Origin of the sequence: Aliifodinibius sp. S!AR15-10 (assembly GCF_031569985.1) — a bacterium.
Lineage (GTDB): Bacteria > Bacteroidota > Rhodothermia > Balneolales > Balneolaceae > JAMQKA01.
Genome location: NZ_JAMQKA010000022.1, coordinates 22414 through 46786 on the forward strand (window position 1 = coordinate 22414; position 24373 = coordinate 46786).

A 24373-nucleotide genomic window follows, 5' to 3' on the forward strand; every position below is an offset into this window, starting at 1 on the left:
CTTACCAGGATTTTTTGTAATGAGTTTCAGGGAGTTCCTGAAGCAGTCCGGCTGCTGATTCGGGGGTAATATCCCGCTGTGAGGTTCCCAGCATTTCGTATCCTACGCGGAACTTTTTAACAGTCGCAGAGCGCAGGAGTGGTGGATAGAAATGCATGTGAAAATGCCATTCCGGGTACTCTTTCCCGTCGGTTGGTGCCGGGTGGAATCCAGCGGAATATGGGAATGAAACATTAAAAACATTGTCATATTTAATGGTAATCCGGTGGATAATGGAGGCTAAAGAATCTTTTTCCTGTTCCGACATGTCAGTGAAGCGGCTGAAGGGTCGCTTGCTTACCAACAACGTTTCAAACGGCCAGAAGGCCCAGAAAGGAACAACTACGGCAAAATCATCATTTTCAACCACGATTCTTTTCTGCTCCTCTTTTTCAATTTGCAGGTAATCCTGCAAGAGCGTGGTGCCGTGCTGCTCGTAATGCTTTTTGAACTGTTTCAGCTCTTTGGCAGGTTCGTCAGGAATGGTCTGCTGCGCCCAGATTTGCCCATGAGGATGCGGGTTGCTACACCCCATGATCTGCCCTTTGTTTTCAAAAATCTGCACGTAATTGATGTACTCGCGCTCTCCAAGCTGCGTGTATTCACTTACCCACAGATCCACCACCTCGCGTACCTGGCTGATCTCCATCTCCGGTAGTGTGAGATCGTGGCGCGGGGAAAAACAGATGACGCGACAAATCCCCTTCTCCCCCTTGGCCACCAAAAGATCATCTTTGTTAAATGTCTCTGACGGCGTGTCTGGTTTCAATGCACTAAAATCGTTGGTGAATACAAAGGTACTTTCATATTCCGGATTTTGGGCATCGCCGGCCCGGTCATTTCCGGGACAAAGATAGCATTTGGGATCGTACTCCGGTTTTTTGTCTTTTGCTTCCTCCTCTTCCTTACCCTGCCAGGGGCGTTTTGCCCGGTGCGGACTCACCTGTATCCATTCGCCCGTGAGGGGATTTAATCTGCGGTGTGGGTGTTCTGAAAAATCGAGATCCATATCTAAAATTTTTTGTTCAGTTTTTTTCCTGCGTTGCCTCTACAATACCTGCTCCTGCCCCGATGCGGGTGCGATAAATTTCAATTTCTCTTCCCAAACGCTCATTATACCGCTGCTTCATGGTCCTGGAAAACGACTCGATCTCGGCTTTCTCAACCAGGTTGATGGTGCATCCGCCAAATCCACCACCCATCATCCGAGATCCCAGCACGCCCTCAATTTCCCTTGCTTCTTCCACCAGGATATCCAGCTCTTCGCAGCTGACTTCATACATATTACTCAACCCATGGTGGGAACCGTACATCCGCTGGCCAAAACGTTCAATATCCCCTTTTTCGAGGTCAGAACAAGCTTGTTCAACGCGATTATTTTCTTCAATCACGTATCTGCATCGCTTGTAAATCACCGGCTCCATCTCCCCCTCATGAGCTTCCAGCAGTTCAAGGCTCACATCCCGCAGACTTTCAACAGAATCATCATATTGGGCCAGGATTTCAACACCCTTTTCACACTGTTTGCGGCGAATATTATACTCTGAGGTTGCCAGTTCGCGGCGTATTTTGGTGTCGCACAGCACAATGTGAATATCATCCTGTTTGAAGGGATACAGTTCATATTCCAGGGAACGGCAATCGAGCTTCAGGGCATGATCATCCTCCCCGTGGATATTAACAAACTGGTCCATGATACCGCACTGAACACCTACAAACTCATTTTCCACTTTCTGTCCCAGCAGGGCGCGATCTCGTTTAGGAATATCCAGGTCATAGATTTCGGCAACTCCCGTGATGATACCGCCTTCAAAAGCCGCCGACGAGGAGAGTCCGGCACCAATAGGAATATTACCACCGAAAACGCAATCAAAGCCCCCGAATTCAAAGCCGTTCAACTGGAGTTCAGCTATAACTCCCAAGATGTAGTCAGGCCACCCTTTCCCGGTTTTGCTCAGTGGATCATCCAGATGATAGTGATGCGTTTCCCCTTTATCGACAGCTACCATATTGATCTCCCGGTTATCATTGGGAGCAATGGCAACCACAATTACTTTATCAATGGCCGCTGGCAACACAAACCCATCATTATAATCAGTATGCTCACCGATCAGGTTTACCCTGCCGGGAGATTTCACCAATATAAAATCGTCATGAAAACGACTGCTGAATTCTGATTCTATTTTTTCAACTAACTGCTTCATTGTACAAATAATTCTAAGAGTTTGGTTTACCAGAACACGGCGTACAGTACGGCTACCAACACAAGGATGATGTAGGCCCCGATGTTAAAGGCCGGCCCGGTTTTAAACATTTCTGCCGTAGTATGAATAGCTTTGGGATCTTCATCATGAGGATTTGTCGTCAAGCTAACGCCCGCGATAATTGCGATCGTGGCAATCAGGGTATAAAACATCTGATCCAAAAAGGGTAGTTGAACAGCAGGGGTTTTCAAAAACAGGGCGATTACGATAGAAGAAATGACTCCGTATATAGCCCCTTTGGAAGTCGTCTTCTTCCAGAATAAACCCATAAGAAACACTGCGAGTATGCCCGGGCTAACCATTCCGGTGTATTCTTGGATATACTGGAAAACCTGTGGTACGCTCTGCAGTTGTGGCGCCATCACTACGGCCACGATCAGCGCTATTCCAGCGGTAATTCTTCCCATGTTCACCGTTTGCCTGTCTGTTGCCTCTCGATTGATATATGGGATATAGATATCCATTGTAAATATGGTAGCAACCGAATTAAGCATCGAGGCCATGGATGATACAATGGCTGCCGCAAGTGCTGCCACTACCAATCCCAAAAAGCCGGGTGAAAGAAATACCCTCATAAGCCATGGATAGGCATTATCGTATTGAACTCCGCCTCCATCCCTGGAAAAAGCATCTACGACACCAGCAATCTGGGTAGTGCCTTCGGGCTGATTATACAACACGTACACGACGATACCGGGAATAACGACGATCAAAGGAATAATCAACTTTAAAAACCCGGCAAATATAATCCCCTTTTGTGATTCCTTGAGTGACTTTGCAGCCAATGTTCGCTGGATGATATACTGGTTAAATCCCCAGTAATAGAGATTGGCGACCCACAAGCCACCGATCAACACCGCTATACCGGGTAAATTGCTAAACTCCGGGTTCGATTGGTCCAGGATCATGGTAAACTTTTCTCCGGCTACATCATAAATATGAGCCAGGCCGTTAAGGATGCCTCCCTCCGGGGTTACATTACTGAGACCTGCAATGGTAACCACCAAACCGCCCAAAACCAGTAGCCCGACTTGTAATACATCAGTCCATGCAACAGCTGCCAGCCCACCATACAACGAATAGGCGGCGGCAATTGCGGATAAGCCGATAAGCGCATATGTCATGAAGCTCCCATCGCCCGTGCCCATGATAGTATCAAGGGATAATGCTCCGAGGTAGAGTACAGTTGTAAGATTTACGAATACAAACAATGCAATCCAGAATACAGCTAAAATCGTTTTCAGCGTGGTATTAAAACGCTGCTCTACAAACTCCGGAATGGTAAAAATTTTCTTTTCAATGAAGATTGGGAGAAAATATTTACCCACGATTATCAAGGTGACGGCCGCCATCCACTCGTAGGAAGCGATGGCAAGGCCGACGGCAAATCCGGACCCCGACATCCCGATAATTTGCTCAGCTGAAATATTAGCTGCAATCAGCGAAGCCCCGATCGCCCACCACGGAAGTGATTTACCGGCAAGAAAATAGTCCTCGGCATTTTTCTGATGCCCTTCCTTGTCCCGTGAAACCCAAAGTCCAATTGCCACAATGACAACCGCATAAAGACTGAATACTATGTAGTCGAGCGTAGTAAATCCCATAAATCAATGAATTAAATTTATTGGCTGACACAGCCGTACAGTTACACGTTCCGTGAGGATTGCGATCTGGAATTGAGCGAACTGATCATAGTTAAGCAAAGTAAAAAAACGAGCAACCCCGTAACACCAGATCAGGCAATAAGCTAAATTTATAAACTCAATTGACTGAACAAAAAAAACCCTCGGGTGATACTAAAACAACCCTTTAAACAACACTCATAATGTTAACGATAACACATCAATTAAACAAAGGTAAAATTAACATTGCCGGAGATCCTATCTTTCTAAACAGGATATTTAGTTATCGGCTAATCAATTTCATTCCAAATCCAGGTTCCGATGATGGCGTAAGCTTGCCTTCATTCAGCTCATAATCGCCGAAATCAATATCATCAGAGTCACAGGTAACTCCTTCAATGGTCGGAGTATTTCCAAGTCCACCTGCAAGGTGTGTCAGTCTGGGCATCAGTTTTCGCCAGGCTGTAAATCCATATCCGGCGATATCGGTAAGATGAAAATCCAGGATTCGTTTTTGACAAAGATCCATTAGCAGTTCATGATCCGGATTTGCTTCTCCGTCTGAGAGGAATGTTTCAATGCCGTTGGTCAGCATCCATTTTCGCAGCTCCAAGTAGTCTCTATGGTTTTCATGAAAGGGTTCCTCAAACCAGAACAGATCGACATCCCCAATTCCTTCCAGGTAAGTAATCGTATCCTCAAGATTATAACCGTTATTAGCGTCGACCAAAATATCGCAGTCGGGAAAGTTTTCCGCCACAAGCCTGGTAACTTCGATATCACGCTTCATCCCTTCATCATGTGGCATCCACTTGTTACCGCGACCAATTTTAAGTTTGAACTGTCGGTATCCCACATCATAATCGTATTTACACTCCTCGATGATTTTATCGACCCCGGCTGGATTGTCGGCAGGTTCCAGGTCATCAAAGTAGATCATCCCGCTGTAGCAGTTGGTGATAAAAGGTGTCTTGCGACCCAGCAGCTCGTAAACCGGCTGTTCAAGGATTTTTCCCGCCAAGTCGTGCAGTGGAATATCAAACGCTTCTGCCCGATCATCGATAATTCCAACGGATGGATCAAATAACTCTGGTATAGCTTTGCCTTTTATATATTTGCCAGCCTGTTCCCGCTCATCTCCCCAAGCCTGCAGCATACCCAATCCGGGGATCCCTTTATCGGTATGGATAATTCCAACATCAATCGTAGGACCAAAGCCATGGATATCGAGTTGCGCATTTTTTCCCACTTGCCGCGGATAGTTGAGCTTTACCTCTCGAAACTCTATCTCCGAGATGGTATGGTTTGCTAATTTTGAAGCTTGATCTACTTTCTTGCTGTCTTGGGGTCCCACACCTGATGAAAATACTTTTCCTGCCGCTGCTGCCCCAGTTCCAGCGGTTAGCAGCTGGAGAAAGTTTTGCCTTTTCATAATCTATCCCTGTTTAATTAATCCCTTTGATTAGGCCTGTAGTGTTAGCGGTAACAAGCTCTACTTTAAAATATTAGAAATAACTCCCTTTGCAATAGTTTCTCTCCTTCACACTTTTTTATTTAGGCGTCTTTGGCGCAGCGAAAACCCATATTGCCGGTAGAGCTGTCGGGCGTATTAGCCGTCCGGGCCGCCACACGATAGCGATTGCAATATGATCTATGACAAAGGTAAGATCCGCCGCGGATAACCCTGGCTTCCCCTGCCCCTGGTCCTTTGGGATTGTCATTAACTCTAAGCAGCGGGTAGGAAGAGCTAAACCAGTCGGAACACCATTCCCACACGTTGCCGGCCATGTTGTAGAGTCCGTACCCATTGGGCTGGAATGCATCGACCGGGGCTGTTCCCACGAATCCATCCTCTTCGGTATTGTGTCCTGGAAATTCGCCCTGCCAGATGTTGCAACGGTGTTCGCCCTCCGGGATCAGCCGATCACCCCAGGGATATGTTTTTTGTTGCAGCCCTCCACGTGCCGCGTATTCCCATTCTGCTTCAGTGGGCAATCGTTTACCCGCCCACTTGCAATAGGCCATAGCATCATTCCAGGTAACATGGACCACCGGGTGCTCCATCCGATCATTGACATGGCTGCCAGGACCTTCCGGCCGGTTCCATCTTGCTCCCTCAATACCTTTCCACCACGGCGTATCGGGTGGGGAGCTGGGATTTTTCTTTATAATTTTTTGGGGAATAAAATCCCTGAATACAAATGACCAGCCAAAACGTTCGGCTTCGGTTTTATACCCGGTTTCATGAATAAATCGGCTGAACTGCCTGTTAGTTACAGCCATTGTATCCATATAGAAAGAGTCGATTTTCACCTCGCGCACCGGACCTTCTCCATCTTGGGGAAATCCCTCATCCGTATCAGTCCCCATCAAAAAGGTGTCGCCTTCGATCAATGTCATGCCACCTTTCTCACTTTCTCCACTGCCGCAAAACTCATTAGACAAGCCCTTTTTATTAGCTGATGATGTCCCACGGGAGGGAGAACAACAGCCACTATTTTCTTTTGTACCCATATTTTGGATCGCCTTTTTGAATTTTACACTTCAGGAATATTCATAATCAGATATCATCCACTCCCCGATTTAAACAGCCTTGATGTCATCCTGAACTTGTTTCAGCCTGATATATTTTTGTTAATAATTTTATTTATATCTACAAATATATGGTTAGTGAGGAGTATAGTATTTTTTAAATTTTGCTGTGTCCAATTAATTGCGGATAACATTGGGGTAACAAAATTTGTTGGAAAACTTGATAGGAAATCATACAAATATGATAATGGTAGTAGTATGTAGTATTTATCTTGCCCAAAAGTAGTTTTTATGATTAAAAATAATCAATTTACCTACTTATTAACTGAAGTTACGCAGCAATTAAGCTGTTAAGTAGTCATATTTCTGAGGGGATGTGGATAACTTGCCCATGCTGTTTAGGGCATGGCGGGTCGCCTCCACCCATATTTGGCTTTTCAAGGCAAAATGATTCATTCGGTTTTTGAGCTTAAGCTTCTCGAGTTTCACATAGCTGATGATAGCCGCTATGCAATGCGCTTGTTGGGTTGCCGGGGTATGAGCCGGAGAATCTCCCAAGCTGCTACATTGTTTGATCGACTTGTGGTACTCCTCGGTTTTCCATCGTTTTTGATAGATCCCGATCATCTCGGATGCACTCAACGTCAAGTCACTGGCCACCAAGTACCGAACCCCTTCAGAATCATCTTCGTTTTTGAAGACTTGTTTGATCAATAAGACGGGATCATCCATCCCACGTAACCAAACTTTCAGGGGCTGGTCCCGGCCGGCCAGCGTCTTGATCAATGTCCAGCATCCAGCCTGTTTATCGGCTTTGCTGAGAGCGGCCAAACGGTTGCTTTTGACCGCCATGACAAAGTCCCGTTGTAAGGTATTGGTAATAAACTCCATGTTCTGTTTGCTGGCAAACCAACTATCGGTTGTCACGTAATCAAACCAACAATTTTCCCAGCACACCCGCAGCATCCGGCGAAATAACTCGTTTTTGGTTACCGGACTACGCCGACGCAACTGTCCCTGCAAGTCGACCACACACTCAGTTTTTCGAATAAACTCTACCCCGATGGGAGTGGTCAACTCCTCAGTGGTAAGCACCGCTGAGAGAAAGTTAATTCCTTTTACCGTTTGTCCTTTGGTATGATCGTAATGCCAGCAAATCAATTCGTTTTCCTGACTGTAAGGTTTTTCCTGAATGGTATCATCGACCCCAACAACCACACAATCGCTCGAATCGACCATTTCTTCCACCAATGGCTTGGCTTGCCTCCACAGGCGTTTGGAATCGATGGTCCCGCCCGCCAACAGCCGGGTAAAACGATCATGGGTTATTTGCCCATGTAACACGTTGGATAGACCCGTGCATGTGGCTTGCGTTGGGGTAGTTAGCAAATAGTCCGTGTATAAATCCAGCAAGTTTTCCACAATAACCGTCTTTTTACCCTAAAATTTAATACAATCAGTGCGTAACTTCAGTTATTAATTTTCAACTTGCAGGGAATTTTACTACGCGAAACAAATTTTTCCAGTTAATTGTAGGTGCAAAAATTTGAATGTGCTTACTTAGTCTCACTTCTTAAATAAGATAATGCAATCGATCTTCAGTCGAATAGATAGAGATAATCGATGACATAAACCTACTGAATTAGGGCTTGCTCAAAAAGTCCCGTTAACCTTTTTCGTGGTCAGAGGTGTTCCTTTTTGTGTGAACACCCTGTTTCGGGATTACCGATTGTAATGTTTTGCAAGGATAATCACTGTATCGGCTGTATCAAATGCAGGGTAATTTGACAATTACCGGTAAAAACCCTGCATTTCAAACACCCAATTTAAGGTCTAAGTTATTGGTATGTAGATTGTTAGCTTGTTAAAAAGGAAGCCCTAATTAATAAACTATTTGGTGCTTGAACACTACCATTCCCAAATGATAACTCGTTCAAACATATCCTGTTTCAATTCGTATTCACCCGTCCCTGCTCTTCGGCTGACCCCGATTCTACGGAAACATTTCTCAGTTCATTATTACCAAAGTTCCAGGTAAAGGTGAGCTTTACTTGCTGGAGGTGAAAGTCATATTTGAAGAATGAATCCAGATTAGCTTCTGGTATCTGCATGTCACTCTCCCATCTGTAGGTATAAAAAATATCATCCATGGAAAGCCGGATAGTTCCTTGCCCATCGCCAATCCTTTTTTGGATACCAGCGTCAACCGATCCCCGTGGCCTGTAAATTTGTATGCCCCATACAGATTTCGATTCATAAAATCCGGAAATCTCAAAAGTAAATTCTATTGGCAGATTAATAGTATTTGTGAGATTTGCTGTAAATCCGGTCTCTTTTAAAGTAACATTATTGCCGAGATGGCTGGTCCGGTATCGTTGATATCTGCCTGTGATATTCATTTGCACCTCCCACCAACTTGCCGGAATTAGAGGAATACTGGTAGTAACAGCATAAGTCCGCATATAATCCAGGTTTTGAGTATGGTAGGTTTGCTCGTTTGTTGTAGGATCAATTTCAGGCTGGTAGCCGGCTATCTCGTTGTTGGAAAAACTATACTGCAGAGAAACCAGCCACTGATTGCGCTGCAGATCGAACTTAAAACCATCACTTATGGCAGGTTCAAGATTTGAATTTCCTGAAATAAACGTCTTTGGATCGATAATAAGGACAAAAGGGGCCAGGTCGTTAAATGTCGGCCTGGTAATTCTGCGGGTATAGGAGGCCTGGATACTGTATGCCTGTGAAAGTTCTTTTTTTATGAACAGGCTGGGAAACAGGTAGCCGTCTGAACGGTCCACAATGGCAGCCTCAGTTGGTGTGCTCAGCAGCCTGTCAGCATACTCGTATCTCAGTCCGCCGTTAATATTTAGATTATTCGTCGGTGTCCAACGACTTGAAAGGTATAATGCTCCAATCTTTTCTGTGAGTTCGGCTTCACTAGTCAGGCTACTATTAACTTTCCAAATACCCTGAATTTTATCCGAGACCTGCACATCATTGTTAAAACCAGACAACGTTCCTTTGATCCCGGTCTCGATATTTAATGTTGGTGAAAGTTGATGTCTGTAATTTATCTTACCCACCCATATATTGATCGGCGTTTCCTTTTCTATATCAATCGCTTCATTATCCATCAGATCAATATTTCCATCAATAAAACGATTTCGAAAAAAAGAGGGATTGTCATGCTTGTAGAACAAGTAATCAACATCAAAGTTTAGGCTTTGATGTTCATTAAACGAATGGTCAAGGCTGATATTTGCCATACCGTTTTTCCAGTCGTTGGTCTCACGCACGTTCATCTCTGTGAGCAGCGTTGAGTCTGGTCCGAGCCGGAAAAAGTTGTCAGAAAGATCCTTGGTATCCCATTTTCTTCGATATCCGGTCAACAGGATTCCGGCGGTGGTTTTTTCATTGATATTATATTCCATTCCAAGTCGCGCATTCTGAACTTCGGTGATAGGATCCCTTTGAATATCGCTGCGTATTAACTCGTTAAACCCGTCTTGCAGAAGTGATCTTCTGTTAAACATCCTATTTTTATTATTGTCGTAGTTAATTGAATAGTTAATAAAATAGGCCATCTTCCGGCCCCGCCGGCTGAAGTTAAAATTTCCTCCGAGCGTCTCCGCTGAATTATATCCCAAGTTACCGCCGATATTACCGTTGTAACCCAAGTCTCCATGCTCTTTCATCTTTATATTTATAAGGCCGGCATCCCCTTCGGCTTCATATTTGGCGGGTGGGGTTGTGATCAGCTCGATTTGCTCAATATTGGCAGCACTCATGCCATCCAGCATCTGTACCACGGCATCGATCGGGAGGCGCACAAGTTTGTCGTTGACCATCACACGCACCCCGGTTTTGCCGTTCAGGGAGATGCTGTTGCTCTGCCGGTTGATCAGCACGGTTGGGGACTTTTCGAGCACTTCTAATGCCGTATTGCCCGAAGAAGTGATATTCCGTTGCACGTTGACGACAAGCCGATCGATCTTCTGTTCAAACAGTGGTTTTCTTGCGGTAACAGAAACTGCATCTAACTGTTCTACAGATTCTTCAAGCTGTATCTGTGTCAGCCGAATGGTTTCTTCTTTTATTGTGAACTCCTCAGTATGATGTCGCCTGAATCCCACCATGGAGACCGACAGGATATACGTTCCCGTCTTAATATTTTGCAGGTGATACCTTCCTCTTTCATCGGTGGGTGGCGGTAGGAAGTGGTGAACCGTTTATATCTGTAACTGTACCAGACACCCCGCTCTGGGCGCCAGCTATTTCTGGACTTATTATAAGAAAGCATACCACCAGTATTGATAGATATAGTGCAACATGTGGTTTCATCATTATTCACCTTTTTAGGTAGTCAAAGTTTACACTAGCTCAGTTGGAGGGCACAGAATAAGTGCCTTCAAAGTCGTAATAGCCCCCCGATCCAGATGCTATATAACTGCGCCCCTCCAGTTCTCCGCTCCCCTCGATGCCTGCAAAGCGGCCAGTTCCTTGTATATAGGTAAACGTGCCTTCAAACTGAACGGATTTACCATCTTCGCTGGGTTTGTTGCTACCCTCGACCTTGCTCATAATCGTAGAGCCATCACTGAAGGTCAGCACTTCGTACCCAAGGTATCGGCCACTTCCCTTGGGGCGATGGATGGTTTCGGCACCCATCACTTCGGCAATCTCTCCATTATTCAGGAAGACGAGCCCCTTGAAGTGTGCAAGAATTAAGTTTTGGCCAGATACCCCCGGAACCTTAACCATCCGGGTGTTGTCCGGTACGATATGTATTACAGCCCGGCCTTTGAGCGTCTGTGCATGGGTTTGTGAAGGGCTCGTTATTAAAAGAATAAACACAACTGCCAACAAATATGATATCACCTTGTTTATAGACCGACTCATCATTAAATGGATCCTGGTGTTTAGTTTTTTAAAACTTAATTTCCCGCGAGGGAAGGATTATGCTTTGGCATCGGCGCCATAATGTGCACATAGGGGGTGTCCCTGAACATCACCCATGCCCCCCCCTGATCAGGTGTTACCGGAAGTCCTTCCAGGGCACTTTCATCGGGAACAAGGATCATAAGATGTGGTATGTTCCCTGAAAGCCACTCGTTGTCATCAGTAGGTTCTGTGGCATAAGGATTAATATTACTACCCGGGGAGCCTCCTTGAAGCATATACCCGAATCCCATCTTGTTAGTTTTGAAATTCTCTTTATTCATCCAGGCATCAATCCACTTCATCCACGGTTCATCCAGACACATCGGATCGTTGCCGGAGGTTGCAGGCATGTCCGGCAGGCAGGTGAATCCGTTTGTACCTTTACGCAGCACAACCATCTCTCCACCCTCTTCGGCCGGCCAGTCCATGATCGTGGCAGATTCAGCTATAGAAGCGGGAGCGGCACTCATGGCGCTTTGAATTTTGGCCTGCTTAGATTCAGTTTGGGCGCTAAGGCTGCTGATTGCAAAAAAACATATTACTATTGTGGTGTTAAGTGATTTCATACTTTCCTTGTCATCGTTTTTGTTGTGTTTTTGGATACTTCGCCAGATACAATTCAAATGCTTATCCCTTTTACGTACATCCTTTTATTCTGCTGCTTTCGGGTATGTTGAAGAGTTGGGCTTAATATTTTGATTCACGTTGAAAAAGTTATCGGGATCATACTTGGCTTTTATTTTAGCCAACCGTTCGTAATTGTTTTTGTAAGTGGCCTTCACCCGGTCCTCTCCCTCATCCATCATAAAATTCACATAGGCTCCGCCGGCTGTATAGGGATGCACAGCCTCTTCCCAGTACTCCCTGGCCCAATCTGTGAATTTCCTCTTGTTGGCCGGGTCGGGATCAAATCCCACGATATTTTCAACCCAGTTGGCATCGCGGTAGCTCCACGCGGTTTCATCATTTCCTACTTCATGAGCCGCCCCATTCACAGGATAGAGATGCATGCCTGATAACGGCGTCGGTATCCTGGATCCATACTCAATATTCTTCTTGATTGCTTCATCGCTCCATCGGGTTAGGTAATCGGCCTTCCAATACGAGTATAGTCCCGCGGGATATAGCTCATCAAACATACTTTGCAGGGCCGGGTACGGCAGTGGTCCAACCATGTCGAGTGCAATATTGCCCACCTTTCGAATCGGTTCGAACACTTCCTCCGCTTTATCCAGCGATCCGGGATAGCACCACAGCACCCCACACATTGTTTTGTTGTGAAGATGTTCCGGGAAAGGTGGGACGGGCGGAATAACCTGGATCGCAAAAAAACCGTTGATTTCATTCGGAGCATCCAGGATAAATTCACGATACCAGTGCATAATCTCTTCGGCTTCATCCATCTCCCAGAACGTGGGACCTGCATAGACGGTACTCACTTCGTGAAGCCGAAATTTAAATGAAGTGACTACCCCAAAATTGCCACCACCACCCCGGATGGCCCAAAAAAGGTCTGGATGTTGATCCTTGCTGACCGTAACAAAACTGCCGTCGCTCAGCACCAGGTTCGCCTCCTGCAGGTTGTCGATGGTGAGGCCGTAGGTCCGCGTCAGGTGGCCAAGTCCTCCGCCCAGCGTGAGCCCGCCGACGCCGGTCGTTGAAACAATTCCGCTTGGTGTGGCCAGTCCAAAAGCGTGAGTGGCATGATCCACATCCCCCCAGGTTGCACCTCCGCCAACTCGCACTGTTTTTTCTTTAGGATCGACATACGTTAAGTTGATATTTGACAAATCGATTACCAGTCCGTCATCACAAACACCCAAACCCGCAGCATTGTGGCCGCCTCCACGGATAGCGAGTCGGAGATTCTCCTTCCTCGCAAAGCGGACAGCAGTAATTACATCGGCAACATTGTGGCAGTATGCGATGCATTTGGGTTTGCGGTCTATCATCCCGTTATAGACACTGCGTGATTCATCATATTCCTTATCCCCGGGTCGGACAAGACTACCTCTAAGGTTATTACTGAATTCGTCATATACTGATTGTTCCGCCATGCCATACCTCACTTTTTATTTTTTTTGGACAGAATATGCTCTCCGGTACTGAATTATATTTGAATTACTTCATATCCCTCGGATATATGCTACCGAATCGAAAGGCGAATGGATAACAGATATCGTTCAATTCTTGACAGTATTCATTCAAAGAGGAGGAAAGAGGAATAGAAAGGCCGATCCGAAAGGTAGAACTCGAATCGCTAGACAATAGAACGTAATTTATCCAGGGAATAGGTCTCACCTTGTTTCCATTGCTCCCTGTATTCCTGTTCAGACATCATCTTTTTACAATGATTAAGGGTATTGTTGCAGGAGACTACAGATCGGGGTGGACGGGGGGCGTGTATACTGTTTCGCAACCGGGATGCCAAAGCCAGGTAAGTAACAGCCTTTTTACAGTTTTCTTGATTAGCTAACAGCCTTGCACAGGCTTCAAGTGATTCGCAGATGTACACTTTTTCCTGCTGTTTTATTCGTCGGGATAGTATGTCCAGGTGTTGGTCCAGTGCAGCACTTATGTTACCATTATGGGCATTATATTCCGCCAGGCAATAGAGAGAGAAAGCGGAGGCCCATTTATTTAAATGTTGCACCTCATGTTCCTGGTGTTCATAGCCGTCATTCGCGCGATCGAAATATTTTTTTGCCAACCCAGGTTTGTCCAGAGGCAAGTACGATAACCCGAGCAGATCATACGCCCAAAGCAGGCCAAAGGGATTGCCCACCTCTTTCCATCCGTCAATGGCTGATTTAAGGGTACGTTCTGCTTTTTTGTACTCTTCAATATCATAAAAAATATATCCTTGCGAGGTGTTCACCATACTCACCAGTTGCAGATCTTCCAATTCTTCAAGGACCTTCCGGGCCTGTCTGAGCCTGGCTAATCCCACATCATATCTGCCCTGGCACCGATCAACGAGCGCCAGGTATGAGGATACAAAAGCACTGCCCCTGCGATCTCCGATATCTTCCCTTAAAGAAATACTCTCAGTAAAACGGGATTCCGCTTTTGATAAGTTTCCGTGAATATACTCCATCCAGCCGAAGTTGTTGTGCGATACCGCAATGCCCCGAACATCATTCAACTTTTTATGAAGCTCCAGCGCCTCCCGGGTGTGCATAATTCCTTCCCGGTACTCCCCCGCTGTAATTTTTATCCATCCGTAATGGTTTAAGCTTTCGGCCAGTTCTTTTTTGTGATCGATTCTTCTGAAGGTTCGGATACACTGCCTGAAATTATTCTCATTCTTTTTGTAGTCTTTGGAAACCATCATCCCCATAATTCCCATAGCACTCAGGGCCCGGCCTTTTAAAAGTTCGGTCCTTTGCGATCCCTCATTAAATTTTAGATGGTCTGCCAGCTTCACCAGTTTTTTTAGTTGCTCATAGCCTTCATTCATTAAATTCTGCGAAACCCAAAAGCGCCATAAAGCGGTGCCGAGTTGCAGTCCCAGCTCTACCTCGCGATGTCGTTCTAGCAATGATAAAACACCCCTTATGTTGTCCAGGTCCACCCCTAGGCGTCGAATCCAATGTTTCTGCCTACCGCCCTTTATTTTAGTGGCAGCTTTTTGGGCTATCTGCAGAAAGTGATTTGCCATTTTTCTTGTAATCACATGTTCTTTCCGGCTCTCCCGTAGGGCTTCCCGACCGTAACTTTTAAGCGTCTCCAGCATTTTGAACCTTGTTTCATCCATCCATTCTGTGGTGTACAAAAAGTTTTTGTCCAGAAGAGAACGCAGTCCATCCAGAGTATCAAGTGCCGAGGTTTCCCCCCCCACAGTTTCGGCAGCCTTCAGGTCAAAACTTCCGTTAAAAAGGGAAAGGGCTTGGAACAGGTGTTGTTCATCGTGGGTCATCAGATTATGACTCCAGGAGATTGCCCCCCCCAAAGGGTTTGGTGTCGCTCCGGACGATCGCGATCAAGAGACCTAAGCACCGAAAGGTTCTCTCCCAATTCTTTTGCCAGTTCGGCCGGTGAAAAAAGTTTTATATGGGACGCAGCCAGCTCCAGTGCCAGGGGCAGCCCATCCAGGTCCCGGCAAATGGTTACGACATCAGCTGCATTGTGGTGGTCTAGCTGAAAGTCCGATGAAACCATCGCTACCCGCTTGAGAAATAGTTGAATCGAGGTGTATTCCCTGAGATTGGCAAGCGTATCGGCAGTTATTTCATCCGGAATCTCGGGCACGGGCAGTGGAGAGATAAAATATTGATACTCTCCAGAGAGATGCAGAATTTCGCGACTGGTAATCAGGACGGTCAGCTTCGGACACTGTTGCAGCAGGGTGTTAATTTTGGTTGCCGCACTTGTTACATGTTCAAAATTATCCAGAACCAGCAGCACTTCCCTGTCTTGTAAATGATCTACCAGGATTTCAATGGGCGTTTTGTTCGGACGCTCTGATAGGTTGAATGTTCTCAAAATGGTGGAAGGCACGAGGGCAGCATCAGCGATAGAAGCGAGGCGAACTACCTCGACACCATCCCTGAAATTATCCTTTACCTCGTCGGCCACCTCCATGGCGATACGTGTTTTACCCGTACCCCCCGGACCTGTTAGGGTTACCAAACAATGCTGGTTGAGGACCTTTTTTATTTCAGATAGTTCTTTTTGGCGGCCGACAAAACTGGTCGTTCTGACATGAAATCTGTTTTTTAACTGCTTTCTTTTAGCGTATTCCCCCGGAGTTGCACCAAATTGTTTCTTAAAACATTTCGCGAAATAGGAAAGGTTGTTAAATCCAACTTCATAGGCCACTTCCGAAACATTCCCGAAATCGACTGACAGTAATTTTGCTGCCTTCCTTAGCTGAAATCTTTTGATGTACTCCGCAGGTGAGCAGTCGGTGTATTTCTTAACTCTGCGATAAAAGGTTGAGCTACTAACTCCTAGTTTTTCACTTATCTTATCTATCGAAGAGTTACCGGAGTCCAATTCCTTTTCCAAAATTTGGACTAAGTGCTCTAAAAAACGATCCTCTTCCGATATGATTTTATCCCTTTTCGACTTTGACACCATTTTATAATCCTCCCTATAAGAAAGAATATTATAAGGATAGCAATAATATTACAATTCTGCATTGGTAGGCCGCACTATATTTACCTGTTTTTAATAATTGAGAACCATCAAAAAAGGTATGCTGGTACTTTTCCCCGAATTAGGATTCAGTTCAGAAGTTAACATACTGGAATTCGTAGCTACTTTAGTTTTACGGAAGGGACCTCCTCCATTCCAGCAGTTCTGTAGCCAGCCGACGAGCAGTATCAGGCATTTCGTCTACTAAGTTTTGCGTCTCAGCGTGATCTAGTTTGAGGTTATAAAACTCTGCATCGGTGCTGTCGGCATTGATCAACAGCTTCCACTTGCCATCACGTACTGCCAGGTTGGGACTCTGGAACCGGGGATTGCCCGGGGAAAGATAGAACTCCTCCCGACCATATTCCCAGAACAGAGGTGCCTTACGTTGCTGAGGTTTTCCTAAAAGGACTTCGCTCATGTCTTCACCATCAAAAGTCACTTGAGAAGGTTGAACACCTGCCAATGAGCAAATCGTCTTAAAAAGATCGGTTGCTCCCATAACGGTGCTAACATCTACTGCTCCAGCGGGGATATGGCCGGGCCATCGCGCAAGGAAAGGCATCCTGATGCCGCCTTCATACAAACTCCACTTGCGACCCCGAAATGGTCCGGAACTACCGGGGGGCCAATGGTACTCCTCATAATAAAACGGCCAGTCGGTGGGACCATTATCACTGGTGAAAACTACGAGAGTATTGTCCGCCCGGTCAAGTTCATCCAGCCTGTCCAGAACCCGACCGACCTGATGGTCCAAGTTCCACAGGGTCGCCAGAAAATCACGCTGGTAGGGATTATTGTCATATTCTCGAAATTTCTCACGCCACTCTGGTTTTGGAATAAACGGGTCATGGACATCACCGGGCCACAGATGGATATAAAACGGTTCCTTTTGGTGACGGTCAATAAAAGCAAGCGTGCTGTCCACGTAAATACCGGTCTTTTCCCATTTCTTTACCCAATGAACGGGACCTTGTCCAAGCTGAGCACTCTGTTCGGAAAGTCCCTGCCCTTCTCTCAGCAGGCGCGGACCCAACCCCTCAAAAGAGACAAGCGAGCGGTCAAACCCATATGCTCTTGGAAGAGGAGCATCACCAATATCACGGCCGCCACCCATGTGCCACTTCCCGTAATGCGCGGTCGCGTAGCCTGCTTTTTGCATCGTGCGAGCAATGGAAGGGGCTTTCGGATCCAGATAGTTAGCCATCTCCCGCTGTCGGTTCTTTTCGCTGCTTGCCAAATATGAGTGGACTCCCCACCTGGCCGGGTACTGTCCGGTTGTGATTGCCACTCGTGACGGGGAACAGATCGGGGAGGCCACATAAAAGTTGGTTAGCGTTATCCCCTCCTCGGCCAGCCGATCTATGTTCGGAGTCTCCAGCAGCTTGTTACCAAAACTGCTGATATCTCCATAGCCCATATCATCGATAAAAATAAAAATGATATTGGGACGATCTACCGATCTTCTGGTTTCTGATTGACCAGTCGCTGTAGAGGCGGTTAAAACCAACAATACCAGCAAGCATATTATTTTATCTTTCACAAAGACCATCAGTTCCCTTCCAGAATTGCTTTGTTTTGCTGTTCTTCATAGGAGTCCCATCCCTGCTCATCCCAGCGCGGTTGCCGCTGAATGGCCTGCAGTTCGGTATCAATACCCATATCACCCTGTTGTTGCATCCATTCATTTAATTTCTTTGCCAAACGTTTCTTGACATCGTTGTATTCAGAGTTATCAGCTAAATTATTCCGTTCATACGGATCTTTTCGAATATCATAAAGCTCTTCCCTGGGTCGCTTGGTATACTTCATCACATATTGCCGTTGATTTGATCCTTCATTAGTCGCTTGAATCCAGGATTGGTAGATTCCCTGTTCGGCCGTGGTAACGAGATTACGAAAGGGCGAAGAACTGTTTAGATTCAGAATGTACTTGTAGTTACTGGATCGCACGGATCGAATCGGGTAACAAACTGAACCTGAAAAAATGCCCCGTGTTGTCTGCACGCCATACACATACTGCCTGTGCTCCTTTTTGTTTTCTGTAAGTAACCCCAGGAAACTTCTACCATCAAACCCAGACTGTCCCCTGGAATCTAAGCTACCAGTGTTTACTACTTCTGGGTTCTGTCCGGCAGCTTCTAAGAGGGTGGGTATCACATCAACATATTGCGTAAGTGCTGAAGTGTGGCTTCCAGCTGGAACTATCCCAGGCCATCGTGCGATAAACCCTGTTTTCAGTCCCAGATCATAGTTGGTCCATTTGGCAAATGGAAATTGCGAACCCTGTTCGCTGGTAAAAATCACGATCGTATTCTCCGACTTACCCGCCTCTTCCAGCAGGTCCAGACTGCGGCCCAAGAGACTATCAGCATAAGTGATTTCAGCGTAATAGCGAGCCAGATTCTCTCGCGTCTTTTTAGTGTCAACCATATACTCCGGGACCTCCAGGTTCTTAGCCCGGTACTTCTCGACCGGACCGCGGTTCCAGGGCGTGTGGGGCTGATTATTTGCGATAACTAGGAAAAAAGGTTGGGACTCATTCAAAACAGGCCTGATATTATCCAAATGAATATCAGTCCCTTTCCCGTTATCGTGATCGCGACCGCCCAGAAAATTTAGCGGGTAAGATTCCGGGGGACCGTAATGTTTTTTGCCGATCAAGGCTACCTGGTAACCGAGATCCTTGAAGTGGTGACCAAAACTTTTAACCCCATCATAAACCCGGGAGTGATTGGGAAATGCACCACTTCGGACCGGCAACAGCCCGGTATAAAGCTGTTGACGAGTGGGGGAACACATAGCGGTGGCTGTGAACATGTTATCGAATCTCATGCCCTCTTCTGCCAATCGCGAAATATTGGGAGTTTCCACATCATCGTTACCGTACACCGGCGTATCGCGCCAGGTCATATCATCGGCAATGAAAAGCAGTATATTTGGCTTTTCCCCCTTTTGAAGATCGGGTTGTGCTGGTAACACCTCCGCCCAAATGAATACCATGAGTAGCAACGGCAAAAGTTTTCGCATAGTTATTTACTTTCTTCTCTTCTTTGACTAAGTGGCCGGACGAGGTGCGCTTCCGGGTAGCGATACAAGATTCTTTTCAGTCGTTCCACCACCTCAGGCCTTTCGTCGGCCAGGTTCTCCTGCTCTACAGGGCCATCAGTGTAATCATAGAGCTCGAGGTCTGCAGTTTCCGGATCAGCGCCAATATTTTTCCACTCCACCAGCCTGTAGCGGTCGGTACGGATAGCGCGACCAATCCTTTCCCCGCGGGGATAGGTGTGATAGGCGTGATCACTCACTCGCGCTTCAGGATTCTTCAGCACAGGGACCATGCTTTCCCCATCCAGGGGCTGCGTAGGATTGGGATTCGGCAGTCCGGTGAGCTCTGCCAGAGTAGGATAGATATCAACGGTTTCAGCAAGCTGCTCTGTACTTGAACCCGGTGTCGTAACGCCCGGTGCTCGGATCATCAGGGGAATATTGTTGGCAATTTCATAGTTCACATGCTTGGTCCAAATTCCCAGCTCTCCAAGGTGAAATCCATGATCACCCCAAAGAACAACGATCGTATTTTCGTCCAGCCCCAGATTTTCTAACTCTGACAGCACTTTCCCAATCTGTGTATCCACATAACTAACACTCGCATAGTAGCCGTGAATTAGATTTCGTTTCAGTTGATCCGGGAAAGGCCCTTCAATTTCATCTGGAGTAGGAATGGGTTTGTACTGGGCGATTTCTCCACCGCCACTTTTGCCGGCGTAGTCCGGGGCTCCTTTGGGCGCCTGCTCAATCTGCGGCATCGGGAGCTCCTCGGGATCATATATATCCCAGTACTTTTGTGGAACTGAAAAAGGCAAATGCGGACGGGCAAAACCGACGGCCATAAAAAACGGCTGCTCGGGGTTTTCTTTTAATGCATTCAGCCGCTTGATCGCATGATTTGCGACCCGACCATCAGCATAGGCGGTATCCTCCACAGCAGGAGATTCCCAGGCCGCACCGCGGGAAAGTGATCGGGCAAACTCCCAGCTCCTGTTTCCGAAAAGGGCTTCCTCCCGTGTCAACTCACCGCCGGTACTCTCAGGATCATTATACTCAATAACCTTGTCAGAATGGTGCGGGATACTCCAGGATTCCTCATCATTGTAGGTGCCATGCCCGATGTGGTAGACTTTCCCCATCGACTCGGCGTGATAGCCGTGCTGCTTAAAAAACTGCGGCATCGTGGTGGCATCAGGATAAAAATCACGGAGATCTCTACCGAAACCATAGATTCCGGACGAAGTAGAACGACTCCCGAGCATTAGATTGAGACGCGATGGCGCACAAACCGCCTGGTTGGCATACGCCTTTATAAATCGCAACGACTCGCTTGCAAGCTTATCCATTTCAGGCGTGATTGCCATATCATTCCCATACGCCCCGATGGCTGGTTTCAGGTCATCCACCAATATCAACAGCACGTTAGGCTTTTGAGCCTGCACATTACTACTGTTGCGGGCCTCCCCTTTACAGGATACCAGCAATATAGAAAAGACCAAGAAATAGGTGCACAAATACAGGATAGAAACCCGTTTTGATTTGGATCTTACTAGTCCATTGATTGACTGTCTATTTGTTGTTTGTTCAAACATCGTTCTAATCATAGGTTTATCTTAGTTTAAATCTTGTTACTTCAGCAATTTCACTCATTAATCATAGCCCTGGTCGGTTTGGGACCGCATGCAGGATAGGGTGCATTATAAATCAGTTTCCGGTCACCCTGTTCCTCCATCCACTGCTGCAGCCGCTCTCTTAGATCAGAAATAATCTCTTGGTGCTGTCCACTATCGATCAAGTTATTTTGCTCAGTTGGATCCTCCTGCAGATCATAAAACTCCTCTTTGGGCCGCTCAAAATACTTATTATAGATTGCCTCAGCTTCTGGGTTTTCTTTCGCTGCTTTCTCCCACGAGTGCCAGTACTCCCCCGCCCCATCGTACCTGTTTATGTCCGAATGATTGGAGTGGTAATGATCAGGCAGAAGATTCAAAATATATTTATACCGATCAGTCCTGACGCTGCGAATGGGGTACACATTAAATTTTCCATCGCCACTGTGGGTCGTAAAAATGTGATCGCGGTGGCTATCAGTCTCCCCTTTCAATACAGGTGCAAACGAGCGACCATCCAGATCACCGGGAATTGACCCACCCGTCAGGTCCAGCAGTGTTGGGAAAATATCGATCCAGCTCACCATCGCATTGGTGCGGCTTCCCTCCTCAATATGACCGGGCCAGGCTGCAATCACAGGCACCTTAATTCCTGCTTCGTAAAGATTCCACTTAGCAAACGGCCACTGTCCGCCGTGATCACTCGAAAATAGGAAAAGCAAATTATCCCCAAATCTGTCTTGAGCTAAGTCCATTACCTCACCAAGCTCTCGATCCATGCCGGAAATATCTGTGTAGTATCGCGCCCGGTGCTCGCGGGTTTCTCCCGTATCTATGAAATAGTCTGGCAGATCTACATTTTCGGGATCATACTCCATCTTTTCGGTCCATAGTACATGGGGACGATGATCTCCAACTAAAATCAAACGTGGGCTATCTGAGGGATTTTCTTCCAGGTATTCTTCAACCTTTCCAGAGAGATCTCCCCTCTTTGGGACTGGTTCATAGTAATCAAAATTGCTCTTCTCATTCATTGGGCCATGAGCCACCTTGCCAAAGGCAATGACCTCATATCCATTTTCCTGCAGTTTTTCCGTCAGCAGTGGTATATCGGGATCGGGATAAGTGTGGTTGGCCTCGGCACCGTTGCGGGCCGGCATCAAGCCGGTAAGCAGTGCCGCCCGACTTGGAGCACATGCCGGAGATGCGATAAACGCTCGGTTAAAGGTCATACCTCTAGCTGCCAATCGATCCATGTTTGGGGTTTCAACGACCTCCGCCCCGTATATTCCTGCGTCACGTTGACTCTGGTCATCGGTGATATAAAACACAATGTTTGGTTGCTCCTGGGCTATTCCGGCTGACGAAAACAGCATCAACAGGAAGAAAAAAAGTAGCTTTTTCAAATATTTTGTCGCCACAATATTTTAATTTTGTTTAAAGATTACCGTTTCTGCGGTTTATCTCCTCCCAGTCAAGCACACCAACGCGGTTGGCCCAACGGTCGTAACTGTCGATCATCTGCCGTGCTACTTTTGGGTACTCGTCGATCACATTTTTGAGCTCGGTACGGTCTGCTTTCAGATCGTACAGCTCCCACCGGCCGGTCCGCTCGCCGTGCCCCACGCCGTGCTGGTTGGCATCGCTGTAGTAGGAGGTCAATTTCCATCGCCCATCACGAACCGCCCGGTTTCCCTCATGCTCCCAGTGCATCGGGGCATGTGAGAAGCTTTCATCCCCTTCTAAAACGGGCACCAGACTTTGCCCCTCGAGCGGTGGAATTTTATAGTCGTTGTAATAGTCGGGATAATCTGCTCCGGCTACCTCCAGGAACGTCGGCATCAGGTCGACAACGGTGCCCATTTGGTGGGTAATGGAATCGGTATTGGTGATGCCCTCCGGCCAGTGCGCAATGCAGGGCGTCCCAATACCGCCCTCGTGGGTCCAGTGCTTGTAAAGCCGGAACGGGGTATTGCTGGCATTGGCCCACGGCAGGTAGTATCCAAAGGCGGTATCATTGCCGGGGGCTCCGGGATGCTCCGAAGGCGCAGGTCCGTAGGGTTCGGCACACCCGCCGTTGTCAGATAGGAACATAATCAGCGTATTCTCCAGCTGCCCTTTCTGCTCCAAAGCATCAATAATCTGCCCGATCCCCTGATCCATCCGGTCCACCATAGCAGCATAGACAGCCATGCGGTGAGCCCAGTCCTCCTTATCACTCACCTGTTCCCACGGCTCGGCTTCATCGTGGCGGGGAGAGAGTTCTGTTTCGCCGCCAAACAGCTCCATATCCAGCTGCCGTTGATACCTTTGCTCGCGAAGTGTGTCCCAGCCTTCCAGGTATTGACCTTCGTACCTTGCGATATCCTCTTCCCAGGCCTGCAGCGGCCAGTGGGGACAGGTATAGGCTGTGTACAGGAAGAATGGCTGCTCGCTGTTGGATTCCCGGATAAACTTGGCCGCATAATTTGAAAAATAGTCCGTGGTATAAAAATCCGGTGGCGGATCAAACGGTTTATCATCCAGCAGTAGTTTTTTTTCCAACCGGGGTTTGAAGTAGTCGGAGGCCCCGCGTATGATCCCAAAGTAACGGTCAAACCCACGGTCCACGGGCCAGTTCGGACGCCAGGTGCCAACGTGCCACTTCCCAGCCATAAAAGTCTGGTAGCCGGCCAATCCAAGTGCTTCCGCCAAGGTCACACAGTTTCGATTCAGGTAACCTTGGTAGGATTTGTTGGCAATCTGCTTGTTGCGTCGCAGGGTCCAGTCGTTTTCTGAAGTCATATGCCCGATACCGGCCTGGTGGGGATGCAGACTCGTCATCAGGGAAGCGCGTGTGGGACAGCATCGAGCATAGTTATAAAACTGGGAAAATCGCATTCCGCCTTGCGCAAGTCGGTCAAGGTTCGGCGTCTGTATCTCACCACCATACGGCCCGATGTCGGAAAAACCCATATCATCGGCCATAATTAATACAATGTTCGGTCGGTTATCCGATCTGGATACGGAGTTTCCCAACGCCTGCATCCCACCCAGCGTAAGTCCACCGGCCCCTGCCATTGCGGTTTGCAGAAACTGCTTACGATCCATTCCCTTTTTTGAATTTCCCATTTCAAGTCACTTTTAAAGTATTTGTAGTGCCAGACTAAACCTTATGGATGGTTTTCTCCGAGCC

17 protein-coding genes and 1 pseudogene are annotated in these 24373 nt (G+C 47.1%); all 18 read right to left on the reverse strand.

The annotated features are described in order from the left end of the window. Window position 1: 1 nt before the first annotated feature. Window positions 2-1048: a UDP-glucose--hexose-1-phosphate uridylyltransferase gene (locus tag NC796_RS14795; RefSeq protein WP_310685456.1), complete on the reverse strand. Its 1047-nt coding sequence runs from the start codon at window positions 1046-1048 to the stop codon at window positions 2-4. A gap of 16 nt (window positions 1049-1064) precedes the next feature. Beyond that, the gene (gene galK, locus NC796_RS14800) at window positions 1065-2243 is read right to left on the reverse strand and encodes a galactokinase (protein ID WP_310685457.1); all 1179 of its coding nucleotides are present in this window, start codon (window positions 2241-2243) and stop codon (window positions 1065-1067) included. Window positions 2244-2269: 26 nt separating this feature from the next. After that, a complete protein-coding gene (locus tag NC796_RS14805; RefSeq protein WP_310685458.1) occupies window positions 2270-3907 on the reverse strand; it encodes a sodium/sugar symporter in 1638 nt (545 codons plus the stop codon). Between the two features lie 301 nt (window positions 3908-4208). Continuing rightward, the gene (locus NC796_RS14810; protein ID WP_310685459.1) at window positions 4209-5357 is read right to left on the reverse strand and encodes an enolase C-terminal domain-like protein; all 1149 of its coding nucleotides are present in this window, start codon (window positions 5355-5357) and stop codon (window positions 4209-4211) included. A 122-nt stretch (window positions 5358-5479) separates the two neighbouring features. Then, the gene (locus NC796_RS14815; protein ID WP_310685461.1) at window positions 5480-6439 is read right to left on the reverse strand and encodes a formylglycine-generating enzyme family protein; all 960 of its coding nucleotides are present in this window, start codon (window positions 6437-6439) and stop codon (window positions 5480-5482) included. A gap of 360 nt (window positions 6440-6799) precedes the next feature. Continuing rightward, a complete protein-coding gene (locus NC796_RS14820; RefSeq protein ID WP_310685462.1) occupies window positions 6800-7879 on the reverse strand; it encodes a transposase in 1080 nt (359 codons plus the stop codon). 527 nt (window positions 7880-8406) lie between these two features. After that, entirely contained in the window at window positions 8407-10305 is a 1899-nt protein-coding gene (locus tag NC796_RS14825) for an outer membrane beta-barrel family protein (protein ID WP_409070382.1), read from the reverse strand. Window positions 10306-10491: 186 nt separating this feature from the next. Further along, window positions 10492-10647, reverse strand: a pseudogene (locus NC796_RS26825) (hypothetical protein); the annotation flags it as partial. A gap of 190 nt (window positions 10648-10837) precedes the next feature. Continuing rightward, complete coding sequence (locus NC796_RS14830; RefSeq protein WP_310685465.1) at window positions 10838-11359, reverse strand: hypothetical protein; 522 nt, start codon at window positions 11357-11359, stop codon at window positions 10838-10840. Between the two features lie 32 nt (window positions 11360-11391). Further along, window positions 11392-11964, reverse strand: coding sequence for a hypothetical protein (locus NC796_RS14835; protein ID WP_310685466.1), 573 nt, complete (start codon window positions 11962-11964; stop codon window positions 11392-11394). A gap of 84 nt (window positions 11965-12048) precedes the next feature. Continuing rightward, window positions 12049-13455, reverse strand: coding sequence for an FAD-binding oxidoreductase (locus tag NC796_RS14840; RefSeq protein ID WP_310685468.1), 1407 nt, complete (start codon window positions 13453-13455; stop codon window positions 12049-12051). Between the two features lie 203 nt (window positions 13456-13658). Further along, the gene (locus NC796_RS14845) at window positions 13659-15317 is read right to left on the reverse strand and encodes a tetratricopeptide repeat protein (protein ID WP_310685469.1); all 1659 of its coding nucleotides are present in this window, start codon (window positions 15315-15317) and stop codon (window positions 13659-13661) included. After that, entirely contained in the window at window positions 15317-16480 is a 1164-nt protein-coding gene (locus tag NC796_RS14850) for a helix-turn-helix domain-containing protein (protein WP_310685471.1), read from the reverse strand. The genes NC796_RS14845 and NC796_RS14850 overlap by 1 nt, the downstream gene beginning before the upstream one ends. A gap of 190 nt (window positions 16481-16670) precedes the next feature. Continuing rightward, window positions 16671-18080 (reverse strand): sulfatase-like hydrolase/transferase, encoded by a 1410-nt coding sequence (locus tag NC796_RS14855; protein ID WP_310685472.1) that lies wholly within the window; start codon window positions 18078-18080, stop codon window positions 16671-16673. 8 nt (window positions 18081-18088) lie between these two features. Then, window positions 18089-19567 (reverse strand): sulfatase, encoded by a 1479-nt coding sequence (locus NC796_RS14860; RefSeq protein ID WP_310685474.1) that lies wholly within the window; start codon window positions 19565-19567, stop codon window positions 18089-18091. Window positions 19568-19569: 2 nt separating this feature from the next. Beyond that, on the reverse strand, window positions 19570-21180 hold the full coding sequence (locus tag NC796_RS14865) for a sulfatase (protein WP_310685475.1): 1611 nt from the start codon (window positions 21178-21180) through the stop codon (window positions 19570-19572). A gap of 50 nt (window positions 21181-21230) precedes the next feature. Continuing rightward, window positions 21231-22619, reverse strand: coding sequence for a sulfatase (locus tag NC796_RS14870; RefSeq protein ID WP_310685476.1), 1389 nt, complete (start codon window positions 22617-22619; stop codon window positions 21231-21233). A gap of 16 nt (window positions 22620-22635) precedes the next feature. Next, window positions 22636-24309 carry an arylsulfatase gene (locus NC796_RS14875; RefSeq protein WP_310685477.1) on the reverse strand — a complete coding sequence of 558 codons (1674 nt, stop codon included), beginning with the start codon at window positions 24307-24309 and terminating at the stop codon, window positions 22636-22638. Between the last annotated feature and the right edge of the window lie 64 nt (window positions 24310-24373).